The organism is Flectobacillus roseus (genome assembly GCF_030056595.1).
Lineage (GTDB): Bacteria > Bacteroidota > Bacteroidia > Cytophagales > Spirosomataceae > Flectobacillus > Flectobacillus roseus.
In genome coordinates this window covers 81813-104612 of record NZ_JASHIF010000027.1, presented here as the reverse complement: position 1 = coordinate 104612, position 22800 = coordinate 81813, and the positions used below count along the sequence as shown (strand labels likewise).

Below are 22800 nucleotides of genomic sequence, written 5' to 3'. Positions count from 1 at the left end.
ATTAGCACTAAATTAAAACTAAACACCTAAAAATCAGCTACTTATCCAATATTCGCACAGTTAGCGGCTACTCAAACAATAGTACAAAATCAAAATAATAGTTCAATAAACGAATGATAAGATATAAGTTTTTAACGACTTTAAAACAGCAACTACAAATACTTCCAGTCCTATTGCTGACAATTTATTGCATAGACGCAATTGTCACGGCAATGCGTGGGACAGTGGTGATTACTAGCACTACCTACGACTATGTGTTGACAATAAAACATTACATCGCATTCGTTGCAATTGGCGTAAACTTCTTTACCTACTTTTTTCTCCGACAGTTTTACAAATACACTTTAGGGCTGACAATTGCCATAGGACTTTTTAATCTTATGACTTTTTCTGCTTTGCAAACAACATCAATTATTGGTATTAATAGTTTGAAAATAGGTTTTCAACCATCTGCATTTTGGGCAGGACTTCTCGCTTACATTATTAACTTCAAAAGAATAAACGAATTCATATTAGACAATTTAGTAACAAAGCAGACACCAGAAGAACAAGAGAGAATAGAGAAAGTACGATTTGCTGAAGAGGTAGAAAAGTTCAAAGGGAAATATAAAAGTTACTCAGCAGAGACTTTGACCGAAATCATAACTGCAAATAGATATGTTCCAGAAGCACTTGAGGCTGCAAGACAATTGCTAAATGAGCGACAGCCAAACGAAAATGCAAACTAACTTGAAACGATACGATAGAAGAGCAGCCGCTAACACAGGTTTTGCCTCAGACGGGATGACGTATCAGTTGGAGCTTTGTCCTTCTTCAATCACACATTAGTAATAAATTGAACCATTGTGCTCCTAAACCCGCCCGAACGTAAAGCCGCAAAACGTTATGGCTAATATTATGAAGACAACGATACAGACAATAATTGCTTTGACATTTTTGAGTTCTTGTGGACAAAAAACAAGACAAAATGAACAGCAGACTACTAATTCTGAAAAAAATCAGACCGAATTAGTATTGACAGCAAAAAACACAGCTCAAGAAGCTAAAAAGAAAGTCGGTCAAGAATTGTTCAAATCCATATTAGATACAATATCAGTAAAGACAATCTCAACAGACTTTTTAACAAATAACCGTTGGATTTACATACCATTTGACAACTGTGAATCGTATTTAAAATTTCAAGTAAACGGAAAAGGAGTAAGTTACAATTGCGAAATGGAAGAAGACTATGAAATGACATATAAAGTTGAAGGAAATAAAGTATTTATCGCAGAATATGACATTCCACACGTTGACAATGAAGAAAGAAAAAAAATAAAATTTCGGGACGATACTTATGTTTACAATGGGCATTCGCTCATATTGATTGACTCAAAAATGTATAATATCGGTGGACTTGAATGGACTCCAAAAACTGAAGTTATAATTAACTATGACAGAAAGAAATACTAGCCGTAACAGCCGTTTTGCGTCAATTTAAGAAACCACACCTAAACAAAAGATAAAATAAATGCTGACAAAAGAGGAACTACAAAAAATTATTGACCAATTTGACGAAGTCGAACTCAAACAACAAGGGATTTTCGGAATTTCACAATACGGAGGTGGCTCGGACGAAAGTTTCGTAAGAGCCAATAAAGAAGGTCTTGAATTATTTGCACTCGAACTATTAAAATCAGCTCGAGAAATAGAAAGTGTGTTGTCAGACCCAGAGAAAAATATTATTCCGTTTGAATATAAAGAAGATTGGGTGGACGAAAACAGCGACATATTCATTCAGTATATTGAACCAATTGCAGACAAACAAAAGTTAAAGCCAAAATCAGAATATAAATCGACATTTTTAGACAAGCTAATGCCATTGGGTTGCGGTCTTATTGCAATTATTCTTCTGATTTCTGTTGTGGTTGGACTTGTTACTATTATTAATTGGATCTTTTAGTAAATGAAAATAGACAAGTGTAACGATAGGACAGAAAATCGAACGCATAACAGGCGTTTGGCCAAAAAGCGGTTTCAGTCTTTGTGCTTCGTATCAAGTTCTGTATTGGCAGACAGTTTAGTGCTCCGAAATCCGCTTCTTCGCCAAGTGCCAAAACGTTGGCAGTCATTCTAAAACGATACACCGAAAACCTATGGGACTTTTTGACAAACTATTTAAGAACAAAAAATGCAATACGAAATAATAAGAGATGAGAATGGTAAACACCAGATTGGTGGCGATATTCCAAAAGACTTTAAAATTCCTGACAATGAATTTAAAGGTGGAATTCATTATTTAGGATTTATAGATAATTCAGACCCGTTATTTAGCTGGTTACCATTTAGGGTAAATTTAATTCATCCTATTTATACAGACGAATATTATGTTTTTCTTGATTATACTAACCCGAACAGTCCGACAATTTTAGATCCGACAGATACAGCTTCATCGACAAGTGCGTTTGACGAAGTTGACAAAAATTCAAAGATTATTTGGGAAGGTTTAAAAGTAAGTTTAGAACAGAAGGAAGAAATTGACGAATACGAAAGCATCGGAATTTGTGGACAACCTGAATGGTTACAAGCAGACGAAACACCAACCTGCCCCAAAAGTGGAAAGAGAATGAAATTCTTATGCCAATTAGGTAGTTTTAGTGACATAAAATCAACATTTAGTAATGTTGAACCGACAAAAGGAATGGCTCAATATTTCGAAAAACTCAACTTTTGGTGTGACGGGAATTTGTACATTTTTATAGAGCCGACAACAAGGACAATGTGTTATACAATGCAAAACACATAAACAGACAAACAAAGAAAAAGAACGAACTGCCTACATCGGTTTGACAAAAGTAGGGCAGACGGAAGTAATTGAGCATTTGTACTTCTATAAACATTTGTGCTAATGTTGGGCTGACGCTTTTCAAATGACCCACCATCGCAAAGCCCCAAACCGTTATAAACCAATTATGAAACGATATTTACGAAACATACTATTCTTTTCAATGACACTTTTAGTAAGTTGTTCAGCAAGAAAAGACTGCCCAGACAAGGCTAATTTATTACCTATGTTCAGTGGACTTAAAAAATGTGACGAGCAAATTAAAATTGACAACGACTTCATTGCGGACTGTAATAAATATTTTAAAGATAGAAAAGAAGCAACTCGATACCATATTGACAGAGGTTGGGAATACTTTTTCAAAAACGACCTTGACACTGCAATGATGAGATTTAATCAAGCGTGGTTGCTTGACAGCACAAATGCAGACGTTTATTGGGGTTTTGGAAATATTCTCGGCAGACAACAAAAGTTCCAAGAATCACTCAAGTATTTTGACAAATCGTTAGCAATAAATTCAGGAAATTCAAAAGTATGGCTATGCTCTGCGACCAGTTACGGACAATTGACCGCGTGTTATTCATACTTTATGCAAAAGGACAGTGCAAGAAAATATTTAGCAATAACTGACAGACTTGACCCAAAAGCAATTAATCCCGAAGTTAGACAAATACTGAATGATAAATAAAACGGCATATTACACGAGGTTTTTCGTCAGACGGGGTGACGTGAAAATTTGGAGCGTTATGTTTCTAATGAATTTTAGTAATAAATTGAACCATTGTGCTCCTAAACCCGCCCGAACGCAAAGCCGCAAAACATTGGTAGCCGTAATATTAGACATCACTCAGACAACAGTAATAAGCAAAAAAATGGATAAACGAAAATATTTACTTTTTCAAGGTTGGGCTTACGCTTTAGTTGTAGTTGTACTTACAGTAATTTTTGCACTCCAAAAAACTGATGAGTCCGGAGTTATTTTTGGAATAGCTTTTCTTTCTTTTTTAGCCTACAAATCTTATTCTTGTTTTAAAGAACTTAAAAACACAAGAGAAGAAGATAGAGTTTATGCACCTTCGACAGACTCTACGATAGCAGAGAAAATATCCTTTTACAAAAGAATGCTTTTGATTGGAGTTCCTGCATTTTTAATCACATCGATTTGGACATATCTTGACTTGAAAAGCTTGGAATCAGGGACTGTTGACTCATTACTATTATGGGAGCCTGTTTCTCTACTTTATAACTTGGGTGGTTTTTGGCTGGCGGTTTTAGCTACTCCACTATTAGGGGTTTTTATAGTAATTTTATGTCTAAGAAAAATAAAAGAGTTAAATAACACTGAACAATAGTAGGACGCATAACTAACTAATTTTAAAAGTCTAGCATTTAAAGATTATAAGGAAGGGCTAAATTGGAAACAGAAGAATTACAGCCACCAACAAGGGTTTTGCATCAGGCGTGGTGACGTGCAAACTTGGAGCATTGTGCTTCTAATGAATTTTTGTAACAAATTGGGCATTTGTACGAGGGAAATCGCCCGTCGGCAAGCCTCGAACGTTAGCTACTACTTTATGACAGACCGCTTAAACATAGACAAACTGAAAATCTACAATTCATATGGTGGCGACATTGACGGAATTTGTAGAAATAACAGACCAAAAGAAAAAGCTGTTTTTGCAGACAGTCTGTATACAACTTGGACATTAATTTCAAACAAACTACAAGACCTAGAATTAATTTCTAGAAGACTAACTTCATATGAATACACGAAAAGTACTTTGACAGAATTATATGAAAATTCAGATACTGAAACTTTTAAACTTTTTGTAGACAAAATTCCATTTTATAATGACTTCCAAAAAGTAAAACATATTTTAGAAGCTATTAAAAGTTGGATAACAGATGAAACAGGTACAGTTTGGGCAGGCTCTGAAAAGGGAAAAGAGTTTTTGGTTGACTTAAATGCTGACATTGAAAAAATTAAGTTTTGTGACTTTAAAACTTTGGACAAACTAAATATGGAATTTGCACCTACTTCAACTTATCAAGAAATATCGTTATCAAATGGTTGGGCTGACGAATTCACAAAACTTGCTGAACAATTCGACAAACTGTATAAGAATATTAAAAAATCATAAAACGACAGAAAACAAAAAAGAATGGTGGAAATTGTGGTAGAAAACTTACACAAAAACAAAAAATCAACAGCTAACAGCAGTTTGTCCATATAACAGCTGAAGTGCTTCTATTAAACATTTGTGCTAAAAATCCCCCACTGCGGCAATACCTCAACCATTACTGGCACACATAAAATGACACCAAGTTACACATTCATACCTTCGACAGACTTTATAAACAACTTAGCTTTTGACTATGTTGAAACATATTCATTTCAACGTGGGTCAGAATATGAATTACAGGAAAAAATATTCGTAGAAGAGTACGACAAATTAAAATCTCGAAAGTCAAAACAAAATGACTTAACGATTGAAGAAGAAAAAAGATTATCATTTTTAGACAAACTTTGCGGCTCTACACAGTATTTACTAGACAACTCTAATCAATTTCACTATTCTGCTAAAAAGACAAATACTTTTAGTTCGACAAACTCAAACGTTGAATTATTAAAGGACATTTTGAGAACAGAAATAAATGACGTTCCAGCTTGGATGTGTGCACCAATATATCGTGACGGCTTTGTTTTTTATGACAATCAGGACAAAATTGTTTCAGTTCTTAATGTTTGTTTAAGTTGCCAATATATGGAGACAACGAAGTTTAACCACATTAACGGTGACTATATAACTTATGACCTGCTCAAACGTTTCTTTATTGACATTGGACACGACGTTGAAGACCCCGAACATTATGTTTTGGACGATATAAACAAATTGAAGAGTAAAAATAAAAAATGAGAGGCGTTACAAAAAATGCCAGCAGGCAACAAAAGGTTTGCCGAAAGGCTGACGGACGTAATAACAATCGGCAGCTATACTCCTATCAACCCCAAAAGGGCTTGACCAAATTCTATTTGGCTTTTAGTTATTAAATTCAACACCAATATAATCGGTTTCAATTTCCGGGCAGATGCAGCAAAAATCCTAGCCCATCGGCAAACCTCGAACGTTATATGCCACTTTATGGTAACAGAGCAGTACGACATAAAAACTAACATCAAAATCGGACAACAGATTTTTGAGAACTTACCCAACGACATCAGACCAAGTTGGGCAGGACTTGTATTGTCTCGTTTTGACCATTACATAAAAAACATACCGAACTCAATTAGTGAACTTTATCAAATCATAGACGACAAAGACCGTTGGAAAGATGCACACGAACAATTCACTAAAATCAGAGTGTTCGGACTTGAAAACAAAAATTACGAACCTGAAATTTATTTAAGACTTGTAGAACTTGTAGCCAAAGTAACTTACAATGCTTCGGGACAATCTGCTCCGTTTGACAGCAACAGTGGACATTACATTGCAAGTTTGGCTCTCAAAGCGACAGAATATTTTGAGGACAATAGACTTGAAGAAGAAGTTAAATCTGCACTTTTGTTGTTTAGTCGAAACAAAAAATTCAAAGACAACTTAACAACAGCTAAGGACTTTTTAGTATACAAAAAAATTGACGACATACTTTGGTTTGACTGGGACCCAATTGGCATTAACGACCTTGCACCAAGAGACGAATATAAAAGTTACGTTCCTGAAATTTTTGGACTTGTAAAATCAAACGCTGACAGGCAAGAAATCGCAAAGAGACTGCACAAATTTGAAACTGAAAATATGGAAATGAGTGGAACATTAGAAAACTGTTTGACCATTGCCGACAAAATACTGAAAGCACATTGACAGAAAGAAAAGCGGCGATAACAGGTGTTTGGAAAAAAGCGAGATCAGTGCTTAAATGAAGTTTTGTGCTTCGTATCAAGTTCAGTGCTGGGAGTCAGTTTTATGCTCTTAAACCCACCCTTTGCCTGCAATTTTACAGAATCAGTCTTCTACCTTCAAAATACAGAACAAGAGCTTCATTTTTTATCCCACCTGCTATGAACACACATGAGTTTTTCAATAGACATAATTCTTCAAGCCGAAGTTTTGAAGGCGGCTCGCTTTGTATTTGGGGTAATTGGTTTGGCAGACCGATGGACAATTTTCATAAGCTCGACGCAGTATCCTTCGACAAGGAATTAAATAAATTGACATTGACGTTTGAGAACAAAGAACGACTGACAATTTGGAATGCAGAAAACATTAAAGACACAAAAGGACATTTTCAAATTGATAAAGCAGACAAGGTTTTGTGGGAATGGTATTATTATGAAAAGCCGCAGACAGAGGAAAATATATTTTTTGAAGAATACGAAAGCATCGGCGACACCATAAATTTTAAGACAAATGTGAACTGGTATAAAAAAAGCCATATCGACTTGACTAGTAAAAAGCCAGCCGTTTCTATGGCTTGACATTGAAATAAGCAGCAATGGTAATTCTATTGTGTTGCAGTTCCAGAAGGACGAATATAAACTCACCACCATTGGCTATTACTCGAAACGTCAGTCTGTGAAAAAACTTAAATTAGTTAAAAATCCTTTTAGCATTGAGGCCTCTAAAGCATTTTAATGCGTTCTGAGAGACCTTATTTTTTAAGCGGCTTGTTTCCCTTCATTTTCTTTTAAGGGCTTAAATAGGCTTAAAATGCCCCGTTTTTTGCCAAAACAGGTTGCCTTTCCATAATCAGGACTCCAGTTATGAAGTTTTTCCATTAACTCGGACATACCCAAGATGTTCAGACTACGTTTGATGTTGTAGACTGTCATGATTAATGCCATTTCTCCATTGAGCTTGCTCAAGCCTCTCAGATTGGTATGGTCGTAGCCCCATTGTCGCTTGATCGTCCCGAAGATGTGTTCATTAATTTCTTGTCTTTTTCGATACAAGCCCTGATTGCTTTTATAATCCTTGGCATTTTGCTCTACCGCTTCTGCGTATTCCGAACGTTCTATCTCCCTTCTCCCATCTTTTCGTCCCGTACAGAGATCTTTCACCGGACAACTTGTACAAGCGGTTGTTCGATATTTCTTGAATTGGTAGCTTACATTTAATTCTCTTTTCTTTTGATGCCAAGTGCCTTTAGTTCTCAAGGTTTGTCCTTGGGGACATAGATATGTATCTGATTCTGGTTCGTAAATAAACTTCGAAACGAGATAGTCTGGTTGTGTTCCATGGTCGTTGCTGTTTACCAACTCTGCTACGGCAACAATGGTTTGTATATTGACAGATTGAGTGGTTTGTATCTCTCTGCCATTATGATAACCCTTGTCTGCAATGACGGTTAACTCTTCTGCCTGTATGTTTGCTTTGGCCTCAAGTGCTATCCGACTCAGAGCGTTTCTATCATTGCGATTGATGGTGTGAGTGGCTACAATCAACTTGTGTTGATTGTCCACGGCTGTTTGAACATTGTAACTTACCTCAACGACTTGTCCGTGTATCAGCAAAGCACGAGCATCCGCATCGGTTGTGCTTACCTGAGCTTCAATACTTTCGTTCAGTATGGTTTCTAATGTTTCGTACTTGATTTTAGCATTTTGAAGGCGTTCTATCTTAGCTTGAATGTGAGTAACATCGAGTTCATCGTCAGTTTTATCATTTTCTGATAATTGTTGAAGGTATTCAACAGTTTTAGTTTCAATATAGGTTAAGTGACGATCTATTTTTTTGAGGTTGAAATTATTCTTTTTAGAGTTGGACGCTCTCACTTTTGTACCGTCAATGGCAAGTGTTTTACCTCCAATAAGCTGTGCTTCTTTCAAAAAAAGTACAAATAGCTTGAAGGTATTTTGTAGCGCAACAGGATTTACTTTTCGAAAATCAGCGATTGAATGATAGTTAGGTCTTTGCCCACACAATAGCCATTGCAACTCTATATTTCGCACGCATTCACGTTCGAGTTTTCGACTACTTCTAATACCATTCAGATATCCGTACAAGAAAAGTTTCAAGAATATTTGAGGTTCAAAGGCTGGTCGTCCTTCTGTTTTAATAGTTTGTGGACAGAATTGTAGTTTCTCCATTTCGAGTTTATCGACGAACGCATCCAGAAATCGAACGGGATTATCGCAAGCAATAGTATCTTCGAGAGAAGAAAAATGAAATTGAAAACGGTCTTTTTTAGCAGCTACGGGCATCTGGTGAAGAAGATTTGTTAGACTTAAAAATACCATTTTTTTAGCGTATCTCAAAGATTTGGAGGTGTTAGTTTTTTCACAGCCTGACGTTAGTAGCCATTTTAGGACGACCGCAACGATAACAGACCGACATTTAACGAATGAATGATAACGATACAAAACGTCTTTCACGACTGACTGCAATTTTAACACAATTGCAAACGAAACGACTATTGACAGCCACAAAACTTGCAGAGAAATTTGACGTGAGCGTACGGACGATTTATAGGGACATTAGAGCATTGGAACAAGCAGGAGTTCCCATTTTGACGGAAGACGGAAAGGGGTATTCTTTGATGGAAGGCTACAAAATTCCACCAGTTATGTTTACCGAAAGTCAAGCAAATGCATTAATTCTTGCTGAACAATTGGTTCTGAAGAATAAGGACACTTCTTTCATCAAAGATTACATGGAAGCTATTGATAAAATCAAGGCAGTATTGCAACAATCTGAAAAAGACAAAGCGAATTTACTTGCTGACAGAACCCGTTTTGAACAAAACCTTAACAGAGAAAGAAACAGCAACAATATTTCCGAATTACAACAAGCACTAACTAATTTCCAATTAGTTAAATTTGACTACACCAACGAAAAAAACAAAACTACAAATAGAACTATTGAGCCGTTTGCATTGATTAGTACAAACGAAAATTGGCTTCTTATTGCTTGGTGTCGTTCGCGAAAAGAATTTAGATTTTTTCGTTTGGATAGGATAACAAAAATGCAAGTTCTTTATGAAAAATTTGAGCCACATAAAATGACCCTACAAGAATATTTTGATAAATTTCACTAATTCGTTTTCTACCCCTGACATAAGGCTGTCATACGTCCATTTTACTTTTGCTATGTCAATAATGACAAACTATTTAAAATCAATAAAATGCAAAAGACAACATTCGACCCTTGGGCGTGGGGTAAAAACACAAATTCTGTACAAGCCGTAGAAGTAAAGCATTCAGAAGGAACACTTTATTGTTCAGGACAAGTAGCGATTGATGCCAATGGAGTTCCAAGTGCTGCCGATATGAGAAGCCAACTCATTCAAACCATCGCAAATTTGGAGCAACTCATTGGTGAGTCAGGTTATGAGTGTAAAAATATTGTAAGGCTAAATGTTTACACAACAAACACAAACGAGTTCTTTACCTCTTGTATGGATGTTTATGTGCCATTTCTTATGAAACACGGAATTCAGCAAGCGACCACTCTTCTCGAAGTTAAAGGACTTTTTGCAACTTTGACTGTAGAATTAGAGGCTACGGTTGTAAAGTAACAATAACCGAAACAGAAATTTTTTATCCGACAAGTCAAGCAGATTGGCGACAATGGTTAGAAAAAATCATTTCTCCAAGCAATCTGTTTGGCTTGTTTTTTAGGCTAAATCATCAGAGAAGCTTTCCTTTTCTTGGAGTGAAGCAATTGATGAAACATTATGCTTTGGGTGGATATACAGCAAGAAAATCAAAATTGACGAAGAAAAATCACATCAATTTTTCAGCAAACTCAAAAATCAACAAAGAGAAAGTTCATAACCTTATCGAAAAAGGATTAATGACACAAGTAGGCTTGAATAGTATTGAAGTAGCCAAACAAAACGGTTCTTGGACAATCTTAGACTAAGTTGAAGAACTTATAATCCCCCAAAACCTCGAAAAAGCCTTAAAAAAGCATTAAGGTTCAAAAGACTACTTTCAAAGTTTAAGTAAATCGACTAGAAAAATGATGCTGACATCACTCGTTCTTGCCAAACGACCCGAAACCCGCTCGAACAAAAAGCCCGAAAACTTTAGATACTATTTTATGGCGACATTTCCAATGTAATCGACACTAACAATGCGACTATTTATATACACAAAATCATTGAAGGATCTTTTGAATTTATTTGATAAAGTAGATTATATTGAAGACTTATCGCTCGGTGACACTTGGCATCCATCTGACGGATATGTAGATGAGCTTATACTTGGAGAACAACGTACAGTTGATAGCATTCTTAAATTTCCCTATGATTTTGTTGGACTAGTGTTTTTTGAGTGCAAAATAAATAAGGTCTTTGTTAAATTAAATACTGCAATAGGAAATTTACATCAGACCTATGAACTCAACGGAACTGATTGGCAGCTGAGACATTTGACATATAGAATAATAGAACACAATACTGAAACACCCAACAAGTACCTATACAATCTAACAGAATATTAAATGGGAGTATCGAAATTTGCATACCCTGAGAAGGTTTTTTTTGACCATAAAAGTGACCCAAACACAATAAGTTTTCTTTCAGGAGTTGATATTGACCTAGCTTCTGAATGTAAATTTGGACTACCAACATTGGAACAAGTAAAATTTGCCATTACACAGACTTCTTATGATTATGGTGAAGGGGAAATTATTAAAGATTTTGGACGACAAAGATGGACTAATTCACTTTCCAAGAATGGTGAAATTATGACTGCTATTTATATTGATAATATAGATAAAATAGATTCAATTTCTTTTGAACGTGGAGATGAGAACGCAATACTTGAATTTTTATGGCACTTATCTAAATTTTGTGGGAGTATTCTGTTTTATGTTTCCGCTGGTAACATGACATTAGTCAGAACGGATAGAACCATGAAAAGAATAAGAGAGGATTTAGGATATTAAACAATATAACCTACAAAAAACAGCACCCAACATGGACTTGTGTCAAGTGGAGTGAACGGAATAAACATCAAGTTTGGGCAATATTCTGTACATGTGTTTCGGCTGACTGAAATCTTTTGAACATTAGTAGGTAATTGAAAAATAGCTATTTCTATCAGTGAACATTCGGGCAGAAGATTTTTAAACTCCAACCCGATCACAAGCCCTATCTGTTAGCGTTTAATTTAGGTCACGACATGGCAACAATGAAAAAGACATTTTTAATAACATTTTTAGTTTATATGGGGCTGACAATCTTCTCCTGTGATAACCCTAAAGAAAATGGTTTTTCGACAACTCTTAACTCAAACACTGTTGACAGTTTAGAACTAACTTCAACGGCTTTTTTCAAAATGGACACTCTTAAACAAGTTCCAAGTTACATACAACCTTTAATCAAAGGAAAAGTAACAAGAGTATTTAAAGTTGACTTTGACGGTGACGGCAAGCTCGACTTTATTTGTCAATACAAACCTGTAACCAACATTGACAAAGCTGACTTTTTAGAAGATTGGATTACTTCAGACAAAAGACTGTTTAAGCGATTGAAAAAGTATTCAATGGACTTTGATTTCTTTTGGTTTGTAAATCTTGACAAAGACCCTGAACCAGAAATATTTACCGCGACTGGTTATGAAGATGGTATTGATTACGCATTTTATGACCAAGACCTAAAAACCTTACAAGACAATTTGCTATTTTATTTTAATCCAATAATTATAGAAAACAGCAAACATTATTGGGGTTATCCTTGGGACATTACAGACCTAATTTTAAAATATGACTCGCAAAATATATACCTTCAATCTTCGGTTGACAATGACATAGAAAGAGATGGTAACATTACAATTCCAGACACGACAAAGCAATTCCCTGCAATATTTTTCAAAGGACACTCGACACAATCGGATATGAAAGTTGAAGCAATAAGAAATATAAAATGGTCAACACTGGATGAACTGAAATAAAAACAAACAATAACACCACCTACAAGAAACTGTCGGTTCAGTGCTTAAATGAAGCTTTGAGCTTCGTATCAAGTTCAGTGCTGGCAGACAGTTTAGTGCTCCTAAACCCGCCCTTTGCCTGTAATTTTACAGAATCAGTCTTCTCCCTTCAAAATACAGAACAAGAGCTTCATTTTTTATCACACCTGCTATGAACACACATGAGTTTTTAAATAGACATAATTCTTCAAGCCGATATTTTGAAGGCGGCTCGCTTTGTATTTGGGGTAATTGGTTTGGCAGACCGATGGATAATTTTCATAAGCTCGACGCAGTATCCTTCGACAAGGAATTAAATAAGTTGACATTGTCGTTTGATAACAAAGAACGGCTGACAGTTTGGAATGCAGAAAACATTACGGACACAAAAGGATATTTTCAAATTGATAAAGCAGACAAGGTTTTGTGGGAATGGTATTATTATGAAAAGCCGCAGACAGAAGAAAATATATTTTTTGAAGAATACGAAAGCATCGGCGACACCATAAATTTTAAGACAAATGTGAACTGGTATAAAAAAAGCCATATCGACTTGACTAGTAAAAAGCCAGCCGTTTTTATGGCTTGACATTGAATAAAGCAGCAGCGGTAGGACGGATCCAACCTACAGCAGATACCTGACCCACTGACATAGAAAAATTTTAAAAGTCAATAGAACCAAGCTCGCACAAAACTCACTTTTTGCCAAATGACAAATTATTCCATTTTCTATTGAGCCAATTTTGCACCATCAATAATGTAAAAAATAAAATAATGGCAAAGACGGTTTTAATAACAGGTGCTTCGGCAGGAATTGGAAAAGCAACAGCAATTCATTTGGCACAAAACGGTTACAACGTTTACGGTGCAGCACGCAGAACAGAGAAAATGCAAGACTTAAAAATACACGGCATAAAACCAATTTCTTTAGACGTTACTAAAGAAGAAAGCATTGTTGCTTGTGTTGAACAAATTTTGAAAGAAGCAGGAAGTATTGACGTTTTAATCAACAATGCAGGTTCGGGATATTACGGTGCGTTGGAAGATATGCCAATGTCCGACGCAAAATATCAGTTGGAAGTAAACGTTTTTGGTGTCGCACGTTTAATCCAATTGGTACTGCCCACTATGCGAAAAAACAATTACGGAAAAATCGTAAACATTTCGTCGGTTGGCGGTAAAGTAACCTTGCCAATGGGCGTATGGTATCACGCAAGCAAATTTGCTGTTGAAGGATTGAGTGATGCACTTCGCAAAGAAGTAAAGTCGTTCGGAATTGACGTAATAGTCATTGAACCGGGCGGTACAAAATCAGAAATGACAGGGCTTGGAACTGAATACATGTCAAGAGTTTCGGGCAATACGGCCTACAGTTCTTTGGCAAAAGGCGTGATCAATATGTATGCGGCAGTAGAAAAAGATGCTTCCGACCCAATTGTCATTGCTAAATTGATCAAACAAGGCATTGAATCAAATCATCCGAAAACAAGGTATGTTGGTGCTTCGGGAGCAAAAATGATGTTATTTTTCAGAAAAATTCTCTCCGATAAACTATTTGACAAACTGATAATGAGCCAAATGAAATAAAACGATGGAAGCATTGATCAATTATTTATTGCAATTCGGAAATTTAAACAAACAGCAAATTGACTTCATTACAAACAAGTCAACGGAGTTAGTACTTCGCAAAGAAGATTATTTTTCAGAAGCAGGCAAAATTGCAAAACAAGTTGGGTTCGTTTTAGACGGCATTCTTCGGGTTTGCTATTATAACAACAAAGGCGAAGAAATTACCAAGTATTTTATAGACGAAAACAATTTTGTTGTGGACTTAGACAGTTTTGACAACAAAATTCCCTCTTCAGGATATGTGCAAGCGGTTACGGACTGCAAACTAATTGTGTTTACCAAACAAAATTGGGAAGAAATCGCCAATACCATTGTTAGTTGGGAAAGTATTGTAAACAAAATCGTCAAAAAATCATTAATACAAAAGATAGAAAGAAGAAGTCCCTTGGTTTCGGAGGATGCCTCTACTCGCTACTTGGAGTTTCTGGAGAAATACCCACAACTTGTAAATCGTATTCCGCTTTCCTATTTAGCATCCTACTTGGGGGTTACCCAATCTTCGTTGAGCAGAATTAGGAAAAAAATCCGTTAATTTTCCTTCACCTTTTTTATTTTTCAGCAGACAAGGCACACTACCAAACACGACTGACAGCTAACGACTGAAAGCCACAGCCACTAACAGCGGTAACTGTTGCACAACTCATTTTCCCTAAAAACCCTCCTACCTAATACATATCCAGACCTCTTTTAAAGCGATTTAAGAGAGGTTTATTTTTTGTTTGTCATACCAAAGCTTTTTCGAGTTTTCGATAGAAATTATCGACACTTACTAAGCTATCTAAGCTGACTTGGTAATACATTTTACATTGGAAATTTTTGCGTCCTTGCATATATTTAAAATACATATTTTTGGACAATTTTCCAAGGTGAAATTAAAGGTTCTCAGCAAGGTGGAAGTCTATGGTGATTTCTTTATATTTGAGTTGTGCAACAGGCATACGGGTTTTGCGTAAGGAAGGCTAACGAGCAAACGTATAGCTTTTTGCTGCTAAGAAACTTTAGTAATTATTCGAAGCTTTATGCTGTGAAATCCCGCCCGAACGCAAAGTCTTGTTCGTTAGCTGTGAATTTAGAACGACTCACCAAAAAATGAAATGAAGTCAATATCAGAGATAAAATTTGACAAAATAATAAAACAAGGATTTCACGAAATCTTAAAACCATTAGGCTTTAAGAAAAAGGCGAATAACTTTTATTTAAAACTTGACACTATCGGACAAATCATTAATATCCAGAAAAGTGCGTTTGGAAGCAAGGACAGTATCAGTTTTACTATAAACACAGGAATTTTTGTCCCTGAATATTGGCTAGCCTTTTACAATTACAGCGACAAAGGACTTCCAAACTATCCGACTGAACCAGAATGTTTGATTAGAAAAAGAATTGGAACCCTGCGAAATCGACACGACACTTGGTATGACATTAAAGAGCGAACAGACGAGCAACAACTGATTGACGAAATGAAAACAAATTTAACAAAATTCATTTTGCCATATTTCGACCGACTAAATAGCACAGAAAAAATGCTTCAAGAGTTAGATAAAGCAGATATGATAATGACACCTTTAGGTAAAATAATAATTTATGGCGAGCTAAAACTATTCGACAAAGCTAAACGAGAATATGAAGGACTTCTAAACAAAAAGACAAATCCACATTTCTTAATGACAGTAAAAAAATATGGACAAAAATATGAGCTTGATAAATAGAAAAACCATAACTAACACAGGTTTTACATCAGGCGGGAGTGACGTGCAAACTTGAACCTTTGTGTTTGTAATAAACTTTGGTAATAATTGGGCATTTGTACTAGGGAACTCGCCCGTCGCAAAGCCCTGAACGTTGGTGACTATACTAAAAATGAAACAGGTACTTACATTACTTATAATATTGGGTTTTCTTCTAGCTTGTACAAAACATAATTCAACTGAAGACAAGCCTTCGCCAGCATTGATTACTCAAAAAAAGGAAGCAGACTACTATGAACAATTCTTAGATTTATTTGAAGAAATTGAACCCGAAAACTTACACATTTATACGCCTGATGACTCTAAAAACGGAGATAAATTTAAAGGAAAAGTCATTAATCAAAGTTTTTATAAACTATTGACCTTTGATGACAAATTTAAGTTTTTATTAGTTGACACAACCTTGCATATTTATGGCTGTTTTAGAGTTAAACTGTCTGACACAAAAACAGGTTTAATTCTAAGAAAACCAAGTCAGTATGATACAGAATCTGCTATTGACTTATTGATTTGGGACAATTCTCTAAAAAAAGTAGTTGGCATGTATGATTTAGCTGATTCCTTTGGTGATGAGGGTTGGCATTTTGTACAAGACGCATGGTTAAAAGATTTGAATAATGACACAAAACTAGACATAGTTATTCGATACAGAGACATAGACTACGATTTGGATGACTCAAGCAAAGTAACTCAAAAAGACTCCTTGTTTGCTTGGCTTAATATGGACAAAAAATTCGAAAGGACAGTTTTTAAATTTGACACAACAAAGTACAAATTACACCATTGGAATCCATAGGGAATACAGCCTCCAACATGGATTTGTGGCAAGCAGGACGGACGAAAGTAGTTGAATAGTAAAAAAATTATCTACCGCATGCAGTGGCTCAACTTAAGTGCTAAGAGGTTCCACTTGATCGCAAGCCCTGTTCGTTTGCGGTAATATTAAGACGAAATAATGGAATTGAAAGAACTATATAATAAATTCATAAATGACGGCTATAATAACTTTTATATTGACGGAATTGGTGGGCCCAGACTAGACGATGTTCATTGCTTAGGTTTTGATAATCAAATTTGGACTGTGTATTATATTGAGCGCGGACAAAAATCAAATCCTATCTTCTCGACAAACGACAAGGATGCTGCAATTAAATTCTACTCGGACGTTGTTTCTACCATTGAGCATTGGCACCTAATTGCTTTTACCCGCTCGACCCAAATACTCAGTGACTACCAACAGACGCTTGAAAAAATGAACGTTAAGACAATACAAAACGACATTCCTGACTTTAGTAAATCTGGCGACAGGGTTTATAGACTTTTCGTGGTTAATAGAGACATTTTCGTTGCAAAGGAGCAACTTGACAATATACCTTATTTTGACAACGACTTAAAAAAATACAGCTACTAATCTGGGTTTTGAGTTAGTGGGCGGACAATGCGAAAAGAAACATTTGAGCAATTAATAAATATTGGTGCTGACACACGAATAAAGAGAAAGCCTAGGCATAACAGCACCTTCTCCAAAGTAGCGATTCTGTGATTAGATCAAACTTTTTACTTCTATTCAAGTTCAGTACTGGTTGACAGTTTGGTGCTATGACCTCTCCACCTTCGAGTAGCTGCAAAATGTTAGCAGTCATTGCTAAAATACCTAAAAAGAGACCCAAGTCATGAATGAATTAGTAACAGTTGACGAAGCAATAGCAAAAGGACACAGAATGGTAAACTATCCTGTTTTTGTTATCATGATTGGTATTAGTGGGCTTACACTTTATTTAGGTTCTCAAAATTTCATTCCTGAATGGGGCATTCCAGTTGGATTTATACTTTCATTCGGACTTGCTTGGCTTTGGTGGAGCATAATGATTACAAGATGGAGACTCTGGGCTTTTGATAATGTTAGAAATGTTCACGAACTTAAAAAAAGAGCTGTACAAGAAAAGTTGATTTGGGCAGATAACAGTATTTTTGAAAAGACAGAAATACGCAGAAAGGCTGACAAAGAAAAATGGGCATCATTACAGCACAAGTTTAAAAAAGATGATCTATTTCAAGACGATTTAACCATTCCAAACGAAACAATTATTTATTACTCAAAACTCGGAAACTTTATTGAAATGGCAGGAATGTTAGGTTGTTTAGGGTTGGGGATTTTCTTAATTGTTGAAATGGACAGCTATATTTTTGGTTCAATTATTTCAATTATAGGTGCATATTCCAGTGTTAAAGAATATAAAGAAGCCACAAATACTGAACCCCAAATTATTTTAAATGAAATGGGAATGAAAACTATTTCAACAGATTTTTACAAGTGGAGTGAAATTAAAAAGGAGGAAGTGATTAGTCGCGGTCATGGAAAAGATACTAAATATTATTTAACTTTTTACCACCCAAACGGAATAGAATATTTGCCAATTGACGACTATGAAACAGACCAAAGAAATCTAAACAAACTGCTAATTCTGTACCGTGGTCGTAGTAAGAAAAAAACAACAAACCGCTAATCTTTTTTTTGCAAGTAGGGCGGACAGAAAACCTCAACCTTAGTAATTATTTTGTACATTTGTTTCGGCTGACAGAAAACCTTTAGCATTAGTAAGTATTTTATTATCAGAAATTTACATCGACTAACGTTTAGGATTTCAATTCCTCAAACTGCCACAAGCCCTGTTCCTTATATGCAATTGAAAATAACAATCCAAAGTATGATAAATCGAATTTTCTATAAAGCAGTCTGTTTTGCTCTGACACTTTTATTGGTAAACGCTTATGGACAAATAAAATCTATAAGTGGGAAGAACATTTCAAAATCTTCCATGAACAGTTTTCTATTAGCACAAATGGACTCATTGAAATTGCCTGGACTTTCCATTGCATTTATTGACAATGGTAAAATAATTTATCATAATGAACTAGGTTTTGCTGACATTGAAAATAAAACAAAAGTAGACTCCAATACTATTTTTGAAGCCGCATCAATGAGCAAAACAACCTTTGCTTACTTTGTTCTAAAATTAGTTGACAAAGGCATTTTAACATTAGACACACCCTTATATAAATATCTGCCAAACAAAGATATTGCTTATGATGAAAGATATAAATTGATAACGGCAAGAATGGTTCTTTCACATACAACAGGCTTACCAAACTGGAGAGAGTGGGACTTAGCTGATTCCAGTCTTCACATAAAAAAAGGAGACCTCTATTTAAAATTTACACCTGGCACCCAATTTTCATATTCAGGAGAAGCCTACCAATACCTAGTTAATGTAGTAGCTCATTTGCTCCATAAAACTCAAAAGGAACTTGACGCTGTCTTTTATGAGGAAGTATGCAAGCCACTTAAAATGAAACATGCCTATTATTGGTGGAACAACTACATAAGTAAGCATAGAGCCACAGGCTATAAACAAAAAGACAGCGACGGTATAAACGTAAAAAATGAATTAAAGAAGTTTGAAGAGTTTGGAGCTGCTGGCACCCTTAGAACGAATGCCATTGACTATGCCAACTTTATGATAGGACTAATTAATGGACAAGGGCTTTCTAAAAAATCTTTAGCTGAGATGTTTAAACAACAATCAAAAGTACCTGATTGGGACGATGCAGATTTTTGGGGTCTTGGTATCAACATGAAAAAAACATACTATGGGACAAGATATATGCACAGCGGAAACAATGGCGATTTTACAGCATACTTTATGATGTATAAAGACAAAAAGAAAGGATTTGTTTTTATGACAAATTGCAATAGAGCAGGTGATTTATTTGATAAACTAGAACCATTCTATTCAAAGGGGAAGTAAAACCAAACTGCTCATAACATAGTTTGTGATAAGTAGGCGGACGAAAGTTATTGAATAGTAAAACGTATATCTACAGCGTGCAGTGGCTCAACATGGGTCCTAAGAGGTTCCTCTTAATCACAAGCCCTGTTCGTTTGCGGTAATTGTAAAAACATCCAAATGCGATACTTCAAAATATTATATTTACTCGTTTGGACACTATTTGCGTGTGGACAAACCACTGACAACACAAGAAATTTAACTTCAAATACCAGAAATTCAGAAGCAAAATTTAAAAAAGGAAATCGAATGGATAGACAAGAATTTTGGAAAATAATAAACTTTTCGGTTGATAAAGCGAAAAATGACACGTCGCTACAAGAGAGTATCATTCTTGAAAAACTTCTATCCTATTCGGAGGACGACATTGTTCAATTTGAAATTGTATTCCGACAACTTGTTATTGAGGCAGACGACTTCAAAGTAATGGCTGCCGAAAAAATAATAGAAGGTTCCGTTTCGGATGACTCATATTTATACTTTCGTTGTTGGCTAATCGGACAAGGAGAAAAAACATTTACTGAAACTTTGAAAAATCCAGATTATCTCGCAGACTTAGTCGGTAATCAAACCTCAACTGATTTCGAGCAATTAATGTACGTTGCAACAGAAGCATTTGCACAAAAAACAGGTAAAAGTGAAGATGATGACAACGATTACAGTTTTCCAAGAAATTATGCATTCAAAAAAGGACTTGATTATGACTTTGGGGCACCACCGACAAAAGGTACAGATTGGACGACCGAACAATTACCCAAGTTGTACCCAAAACTATGGGCAAAATTCAACTGACGGACAAAAACGACTCCCGTCAACATGGGCGGCGGACGAAATAAACCTCAACCTTAGTAATTATTTTGTACCTTTGTTTCGGCTGACAGAAAACCTTTAGCAGTAGTAAGTATTTCATTATCAATAATTTACACCAGATGAGACTTGAGGTTTTGAGTTACAAATTCCCACCTTGCCACAAGCCCTGTTCATTATGCTACATTTTATAAAAAGCCTCATTTTCACTTTAATACTTATACTTCTAGATTTAGAAGTTTACTCGCAGACAGCTTATTCTGAGCTTCCAAAGCCAGTTTTTTCTGACTCAATTCAAAACGCAACACTAGAACCTATAAACCGAGATCTCTATTTTTTACCAAAGAACAAAGAAATTCTAGAAATTGAATCACTTACAATCAAACTTGACAACATCTCTTCTTGTCTGGCTATACTTGAAGTAAAATTTTTAGACAATATTCAGCAAGAAATAATTTACTCAAGACTTGAAGACTTTTCCGAATATTTTTATCAAATGCACGAGCCCATGATTATCGTCAAAAATGGATTAAACAGTACAGAAAAGACCAGAAAACTAAAACAAGAAAATCAGATAAAGAAATTGAAATACATAAGTTTAGGCAGTTCGTGTTTGGGGAATCAGTTTCAAGAAATGGGTGTAGATAGATTTAATAAAAAAACAAGGTTACTTATTTCTGAAGACTAAAGAAAAGGAATTACACAGCATAACAATCGCTACAGCAAGTGTGGGGTTGGCGTGATTGAGCAAAAATCTAATTCCGCACTTACGATAGCTTCAGTCGTTGGCAGCCATAAAAAAGAAAATGAAACAGGCATTTAGTTTGATATTATTGTTCTGCTTATTGATTCGATGCCATTGCTTAGGTTTTGATAATCAAATTTGGACTGTGTATTATATTGAGCGCGGACAAAAATCAAATCCTATCTTCTCGACAAACGACAAGGATGCTGCAATTAAATTCTACTCGGACGTTGTTTCTACCATTGAGTATTGGCACCTAATTGCTTTTACCCGCGCGACCCAAATACTCAGTGACTACAAACAGACGCTTGAAAAAATGAACGTTAAGACAATACAAAACGACATTCCTGACTTTAGTAAATCTGGCGACAGGGTTTATAGACTTTTCGTGGTTAATAGAGACATTTTCATTGCAAAGGAGCAACTTGACAATATACCTTATTTTGACAACGACTAAAAAAAATACAGCCACTAATCTGGGTTTTGCATTGGTGGACGGACAATGCGAATAGAAACATTTGAGCAATTAATAAATATTGGTGCTGACAGACGAATAAAGAAAAAGCCTAGGCATAACAGCACCTTCTCCAAAGTAGCGTTTCTGTTATTAGATCAAACTTTTTACTTCTATTCAAGTTCAGTGCTTGTTAACAGTTTTGTACACCAAAACCCTCCACCTTTGAATAGCTGAAAAACGTTGGAAGTAACAGCAACACCACCAATATTAAAACTATAATATGAAAACAACAGAACATTGTAAGGATAATAAACCTATAGTAAACTCCCTCTTAACAGGGCTATTTTACCTTATTTTTGGCTGGTCACTTGACTTTGGAGACAACACAAAAGTCTTATTTATGATTTTAATGTTGTTTTTGCAAGGACTGACATTTCCTTTGACAACATGTTACTACAAGACAGAAAAAAAATTATACTCAGACGTTCAAAAAGTTACACATTTAGCTATTTCTGATACAATTTATTACGGAAGTGTGTGGTTGTTTAGTGGAGAGGTACATGTAAAAAATATGAGCGTATTAGCTGGATTTTTAGGGTCTTTATTATTCTTAATTGTGACAAAATACTTATTAAAAAAGAATATTTCACTCATACAAATCTTACTGACATCAATAGGAAGTGGGTTAGTGTTCTTTCAATATGACATAAGTGGACACAACGGACTCCTTTTGGGAACATCGGTTTTCTTATGGACGATAGTAAATGGATTAACTTTAAACATTGAATACAGAAAAGCCCAATACCGCTAGTAAGGGTGGTGCGTC

General features: G+C 35.5%; 28 protein-coding genes and 1 pseudogene. 28 read left to right on the top strand and 1 reads right to left on the bottom strand.

What is annotated here, in order from left to right; all coding sequences use genetic code 11:
• Positions 1 to 113 precede the first annotated feature (113 nt).
• From QM524_RS24170 to QM524_RS24125, 10 genes are all read left to right on the top strand, one after another.
• Complete coding sequence (locus QM524_RS24170; protein ID WP_283346609.1) at positions 114 to 728, top strand: hypothetical protein; 615 nt, start codon at positions 114 to 116, stop codon at positions 726 to 728.
• Positions 729 to 885: 157 nt separating this feature from the next.
• A complete protein-coding gene (locus tag QM524_RS24165; protein ID WP_283346608.1) occupies positions 886 to 1452 on the top strand; it encodes a hypothetical protein in 567 nt (188 codons plus the stop codon).
• A gap of 58 nt (positions 1453 to 1510) precedes the next feature.
• Positions 1511 to 1942: a hypothetical protein gene (locus QM524_RS24160; RefSeq protein ID WP_283346607.1), complete on the top strand. Its 432-nt coding sequence runs from the start codon at positions 1511 to 1513 to the stop codon at positions 1940 to 1942.
• A 228-nt stretch (positions 1943 to 2170) separates the two neighbouring features.
• Positions 2171 to 2785, top strand: a complete 615-nt coding sequence (locus QM524_RS24155) for a hypothetical protein (protein ID WP_283346606.1) — start codon at positions 2171 to 2173, stop codon at positions 2783 to 2785.
• Between the two features lie 166 nt (positions 2786 to 2951).
• Positions 2952 to 3512, top strand: coding sequence for a tetratricopeptide repeat protein (locus QM524_RS24150; RefSeq protein WP_283346605.1), 561 nt, complete (start codon positions 2952 to 2954; stop codon positions 3510 to 3512).
• 184 nt (positions 3513 to 3696) lie between these two features.
• Entirely contained in the window at positions 3697 to 4176 is a 480-nt protein-coding gene (locus tag QM524_RS24145) for a hypothetical protein (protein WP_283346604.1), read from the top strand.
• Positions 4177 to 4398: 222 nt separating this feature from the next.
• Positions 4399 to 4965, top strand: a complete 567-nt coding sequence (locus tag QM524_RS24140; RefSeq protein WP_283346603.1) for a hypothetical protein — start codon at positions 4399 to 4401, stop codon at positions 4963 to 4965.
• Positions 4966 to 5085: 120 nt separating this feature from the next.
• Positions 5086 to 5742 carry a hypothetical protein gene (locus tag QM524_RS24135; RefSeq protein ID WP_283346602.1) on the top strand — a complete coding sequence of 219 codons (657 nt, stop codon included), beginning with the start codon at positions 5086 to 5088 and terminating at the stop codon, positions 5740 to 5742.
• Positions 5743 to 5967: 225 nt separating this feature from the next.
• Positions 5968 to 6687, top strand: coding sequence for a hypothetical protein (locus QM524_RS24130; protein ID WP_283346601.1), 720 nt, complete (start codon positions 5968 to 5970; stop codon positions 6685 to 6687).
• Positions 6688 to 6884: 197 nt separating this feature from the next.
• The gene (locus tag QM524_RS24125; RefSeq protein ID WP_283346600.1) at positions 6885 to 7301 is read left to right on the top strand and encodes a hypothetical protein; all 417 of its coding nucleotides are present in this window, start codon (positions 6885 to 6887) and stop codon (positions 7299 to 7301) included.
• A 180-nt stretch (positions 7302 to 7481) separates the two neighbouring features.
• Here QM524_RS24125 and QM524_RS24120 read toward each other — a convergent pair whose 3' ends face one another.
• On the bottom strand, positions 7482 to 9062 hold the full coding sequence (locus tag QM524_RS24120; RefSeq protein WP_283346599.1) for an IS1182 family transposase: 1581 nt from the start codon (positions 9060 to 9062) through the stop codon (positions 7482 to 7484).
• Positions 9063 to 9166: 104 nt separating this feature from the next.
• Between QM524_RS24120 and QM524_RS24115 the strand changes: the two genes are divergently transcribed.
• The 18 genes and pseudogenes from QM524_RS24115 to QM524_RS24030 all read left to right on the top strand — a co-directional run bounded on the left by QM524_RS24115 (position 9167) and on the right by QM524_RS24030 (position 22785).
• Entirely contained in the window at positions 9167 to 9859 is a 693-nt protein-coding gene (locus QM524_RS24115) for a helix-turn-helix transcriptional regulator (protein ID WP_283346598.1), read from the top strand.
• A gap of 87 nt (positions 9860 to 9946) precedes the next feature.
• Entirely contained in the window at positions 9947 to 10339 is a 393-nt protein-coding gene (locus tag QM524_RS24110) for a RidA family protein (RefSeq protein ID WP_283346597.1), read from the top strand.
• Positions 10340 to 10488: 149 nt separating this feature from the next.
• Positions 10489 to 10686, top strand: coding sequence for a YdeI/OmpD-associated family protein (locus QM524_RS24105; RefSeq protein WP_283346596.1), 198 nt, complete (start codon positions 10489 to 10491; stop codon positions 10684 to 10686).
• 72 nt (positions 10687 to 10758) lie between these two features.
• Positions 10759 to 10887 (top strand): annotated as a pseudogene (locus QM524_RS24100) (hypothetical protein); the annotation flags it as partial.
• A 381-nt stretch (positions 10888 to 11268) separates the two neighbouring features.
• The gene (locus QM524_RS24095) at positions 11269 to 11715 is read left to right on the top strand and encodes a hypothetical protein (protein ID WP_283346595.1); all 447 of its coding nucleotides are present in this window, start codon (positions 11269 to 11271) and stop codon (positions 11713 to 11715) included.
• A gap of 245 nt (positions 11716 to 11960) precedes the next feature.
• The gene (locus tag QM524_RS24090; protein ID WP_283346594.1) at positions 11961 to 12722 is read left to right on the top strand and encodes a hypothetical protein; all 762 of its coding nucleotides are present in this window, start codon (positions 11961 to 11963) and stop codon (positions 12720 to 12722) included.
• 190 nt (positions 12723 to 12912) lie between these two features.
• Complete coding sequence (locus QM524_RS24085; RefSeq protein WP_283346593.1) at positions 12913 to 13329, top strand: hypothetical protein; 417 nt, start codon at positions 12913 to 12915, stop codon at positions 13327 to 13329.
• Between the two features lie 185 nt (positions 13330 to 13514).
• Positions 13515 to 14327: an oxidoreductase gene (locus QM524_RS24080; RefSeq protein WP_283346592.1), complete on the top strand. Its 813-nt coding sequence runs from the start codon at positions 13515 to 13517 to the stop codon at positions 14325 to 14327.
• A gap of 4 nt (positions 14328 to 14331) precedes the next feature.
• Positions 14332 to 14901 (top strand): Crp/Fnr family transcriptional regulator, encoded by a 570-nt coding sequence (locus QM524_RS24075; RefSeq protein ID WP_283346591.1) that lies wholly within the window; start codon positions 14332 to 14334, stop codon positions 14899 to 14901.
• Between the two features lie 562 nt (positions 14902 to 15463).
• On the top strand, positions 15464 to 16078 hold the full coding sequence (locus QM524_RS24070; protein ID WP_283346590.1) for a DUF4304 domain-containing protein: 615 nt from the start codon (positions 15464 to 15466) through the stop codon (positions 16076 to 16078).
• 151 nt (positions 16079 to 16229) lie between these two features.
• Positions 16230 to 16913 carry a hypothetical protein gene (locus QM524_RS24065; RefSeq protein ID WP_283346589.1) on the top strand — a complete coding sequence of 228 codons (684 nt, stop codon included), beginning with the start codon at positions 16230 to 16232 and terminating at the stop codon, positions 16911 to 16913.
• 159 nt (positions 16914 to 17072) lie between these two features.
• Positions 17073 to 17528 carry a hypothetical protein gene (locus tag QM524_RS24060; RefSeq protein WP_283346588.1) on the top strand — a complete coding sequence of 152 codons (456 nt, stop codon included), beginning with the start codon at positions 17073 to 17075 and terminating at the stop codon, positions 17526 to 17528.
• Between the two features lie 262 nt (positions 17529 to 17790).
• Complete coding sequence (locus QM524_RS24055; protein ID WP_283346587.1) at positions 17791 to 18624, top strand: hypothetical protein; 834 nt, start codon at positions 17791 to 17793, stop codon at positions 18622 to 18624.
• 174 nt (positions 18625 to 18798) lie between these two features.
• Positions 18799 to 19926 carry a serine hydrolase domain-containing protein gene (locus QM524_RS24050; protein ID WP_283346586.1) on the top strand — a complete coding sequence of 376 codons (1128 nt, stop codon included), beginning with the start codon at positions 18799 to 18801 and terminating at the stop codon, positions 19924 to 19926.
• 288 nt (positions 19927 to 20214) lie between these two features.
• Positions 20215 to 20757 carry a DUF4240 domain-containing protein gene (locus QM524_RS24045; RefSeq protein WP_283346585.1) on the top strand — a complete coding sequence of 181 codons (543 nt, stop codon included), beginning with the start codon at positions 20215 to 20217 and terminating at the stop codon, positions 20755 to 20757.
• 193 nt (positions 20758 to 20950) lie between these two features.
• Positions 20951 to 21460 (top strand): hypothetical protein, encoded by a 510-nt coding sequence (locus QM524_RS24040; RefSeq protein WP_283346584.1) that lies wholly within the window; start codon positions 20951 to 20953, stop codon positions 21458 to 21460.
• A 118-nt stretch (positions 21461 to 21578) separates the two neighbouring features.
• Positions 21579 to 21974: a hypothetical protein gene (locus QM524_RS24035; RefSeq protein ID WP_283346583.1), complete on the top strand. Its 396-nt coding sequence runs from the start codon at positions 21579 to 21581 to the stop codon at positions 21972 to 21974.
• 280 nt (positions 21975 to 22254) lie between these two features.
• Complete coding sequence (locus tag QM524_RS24030; RefSeq protein WP_283346582.1) at positions 22255 to 22785, top strand: hypothetical protein; 531 nt, start codon at positions 22255 to 22257, stop codon at positions 22783 to 22785.
• Positions 22786 to 22800: the final 15 nt, after the last annotated feature.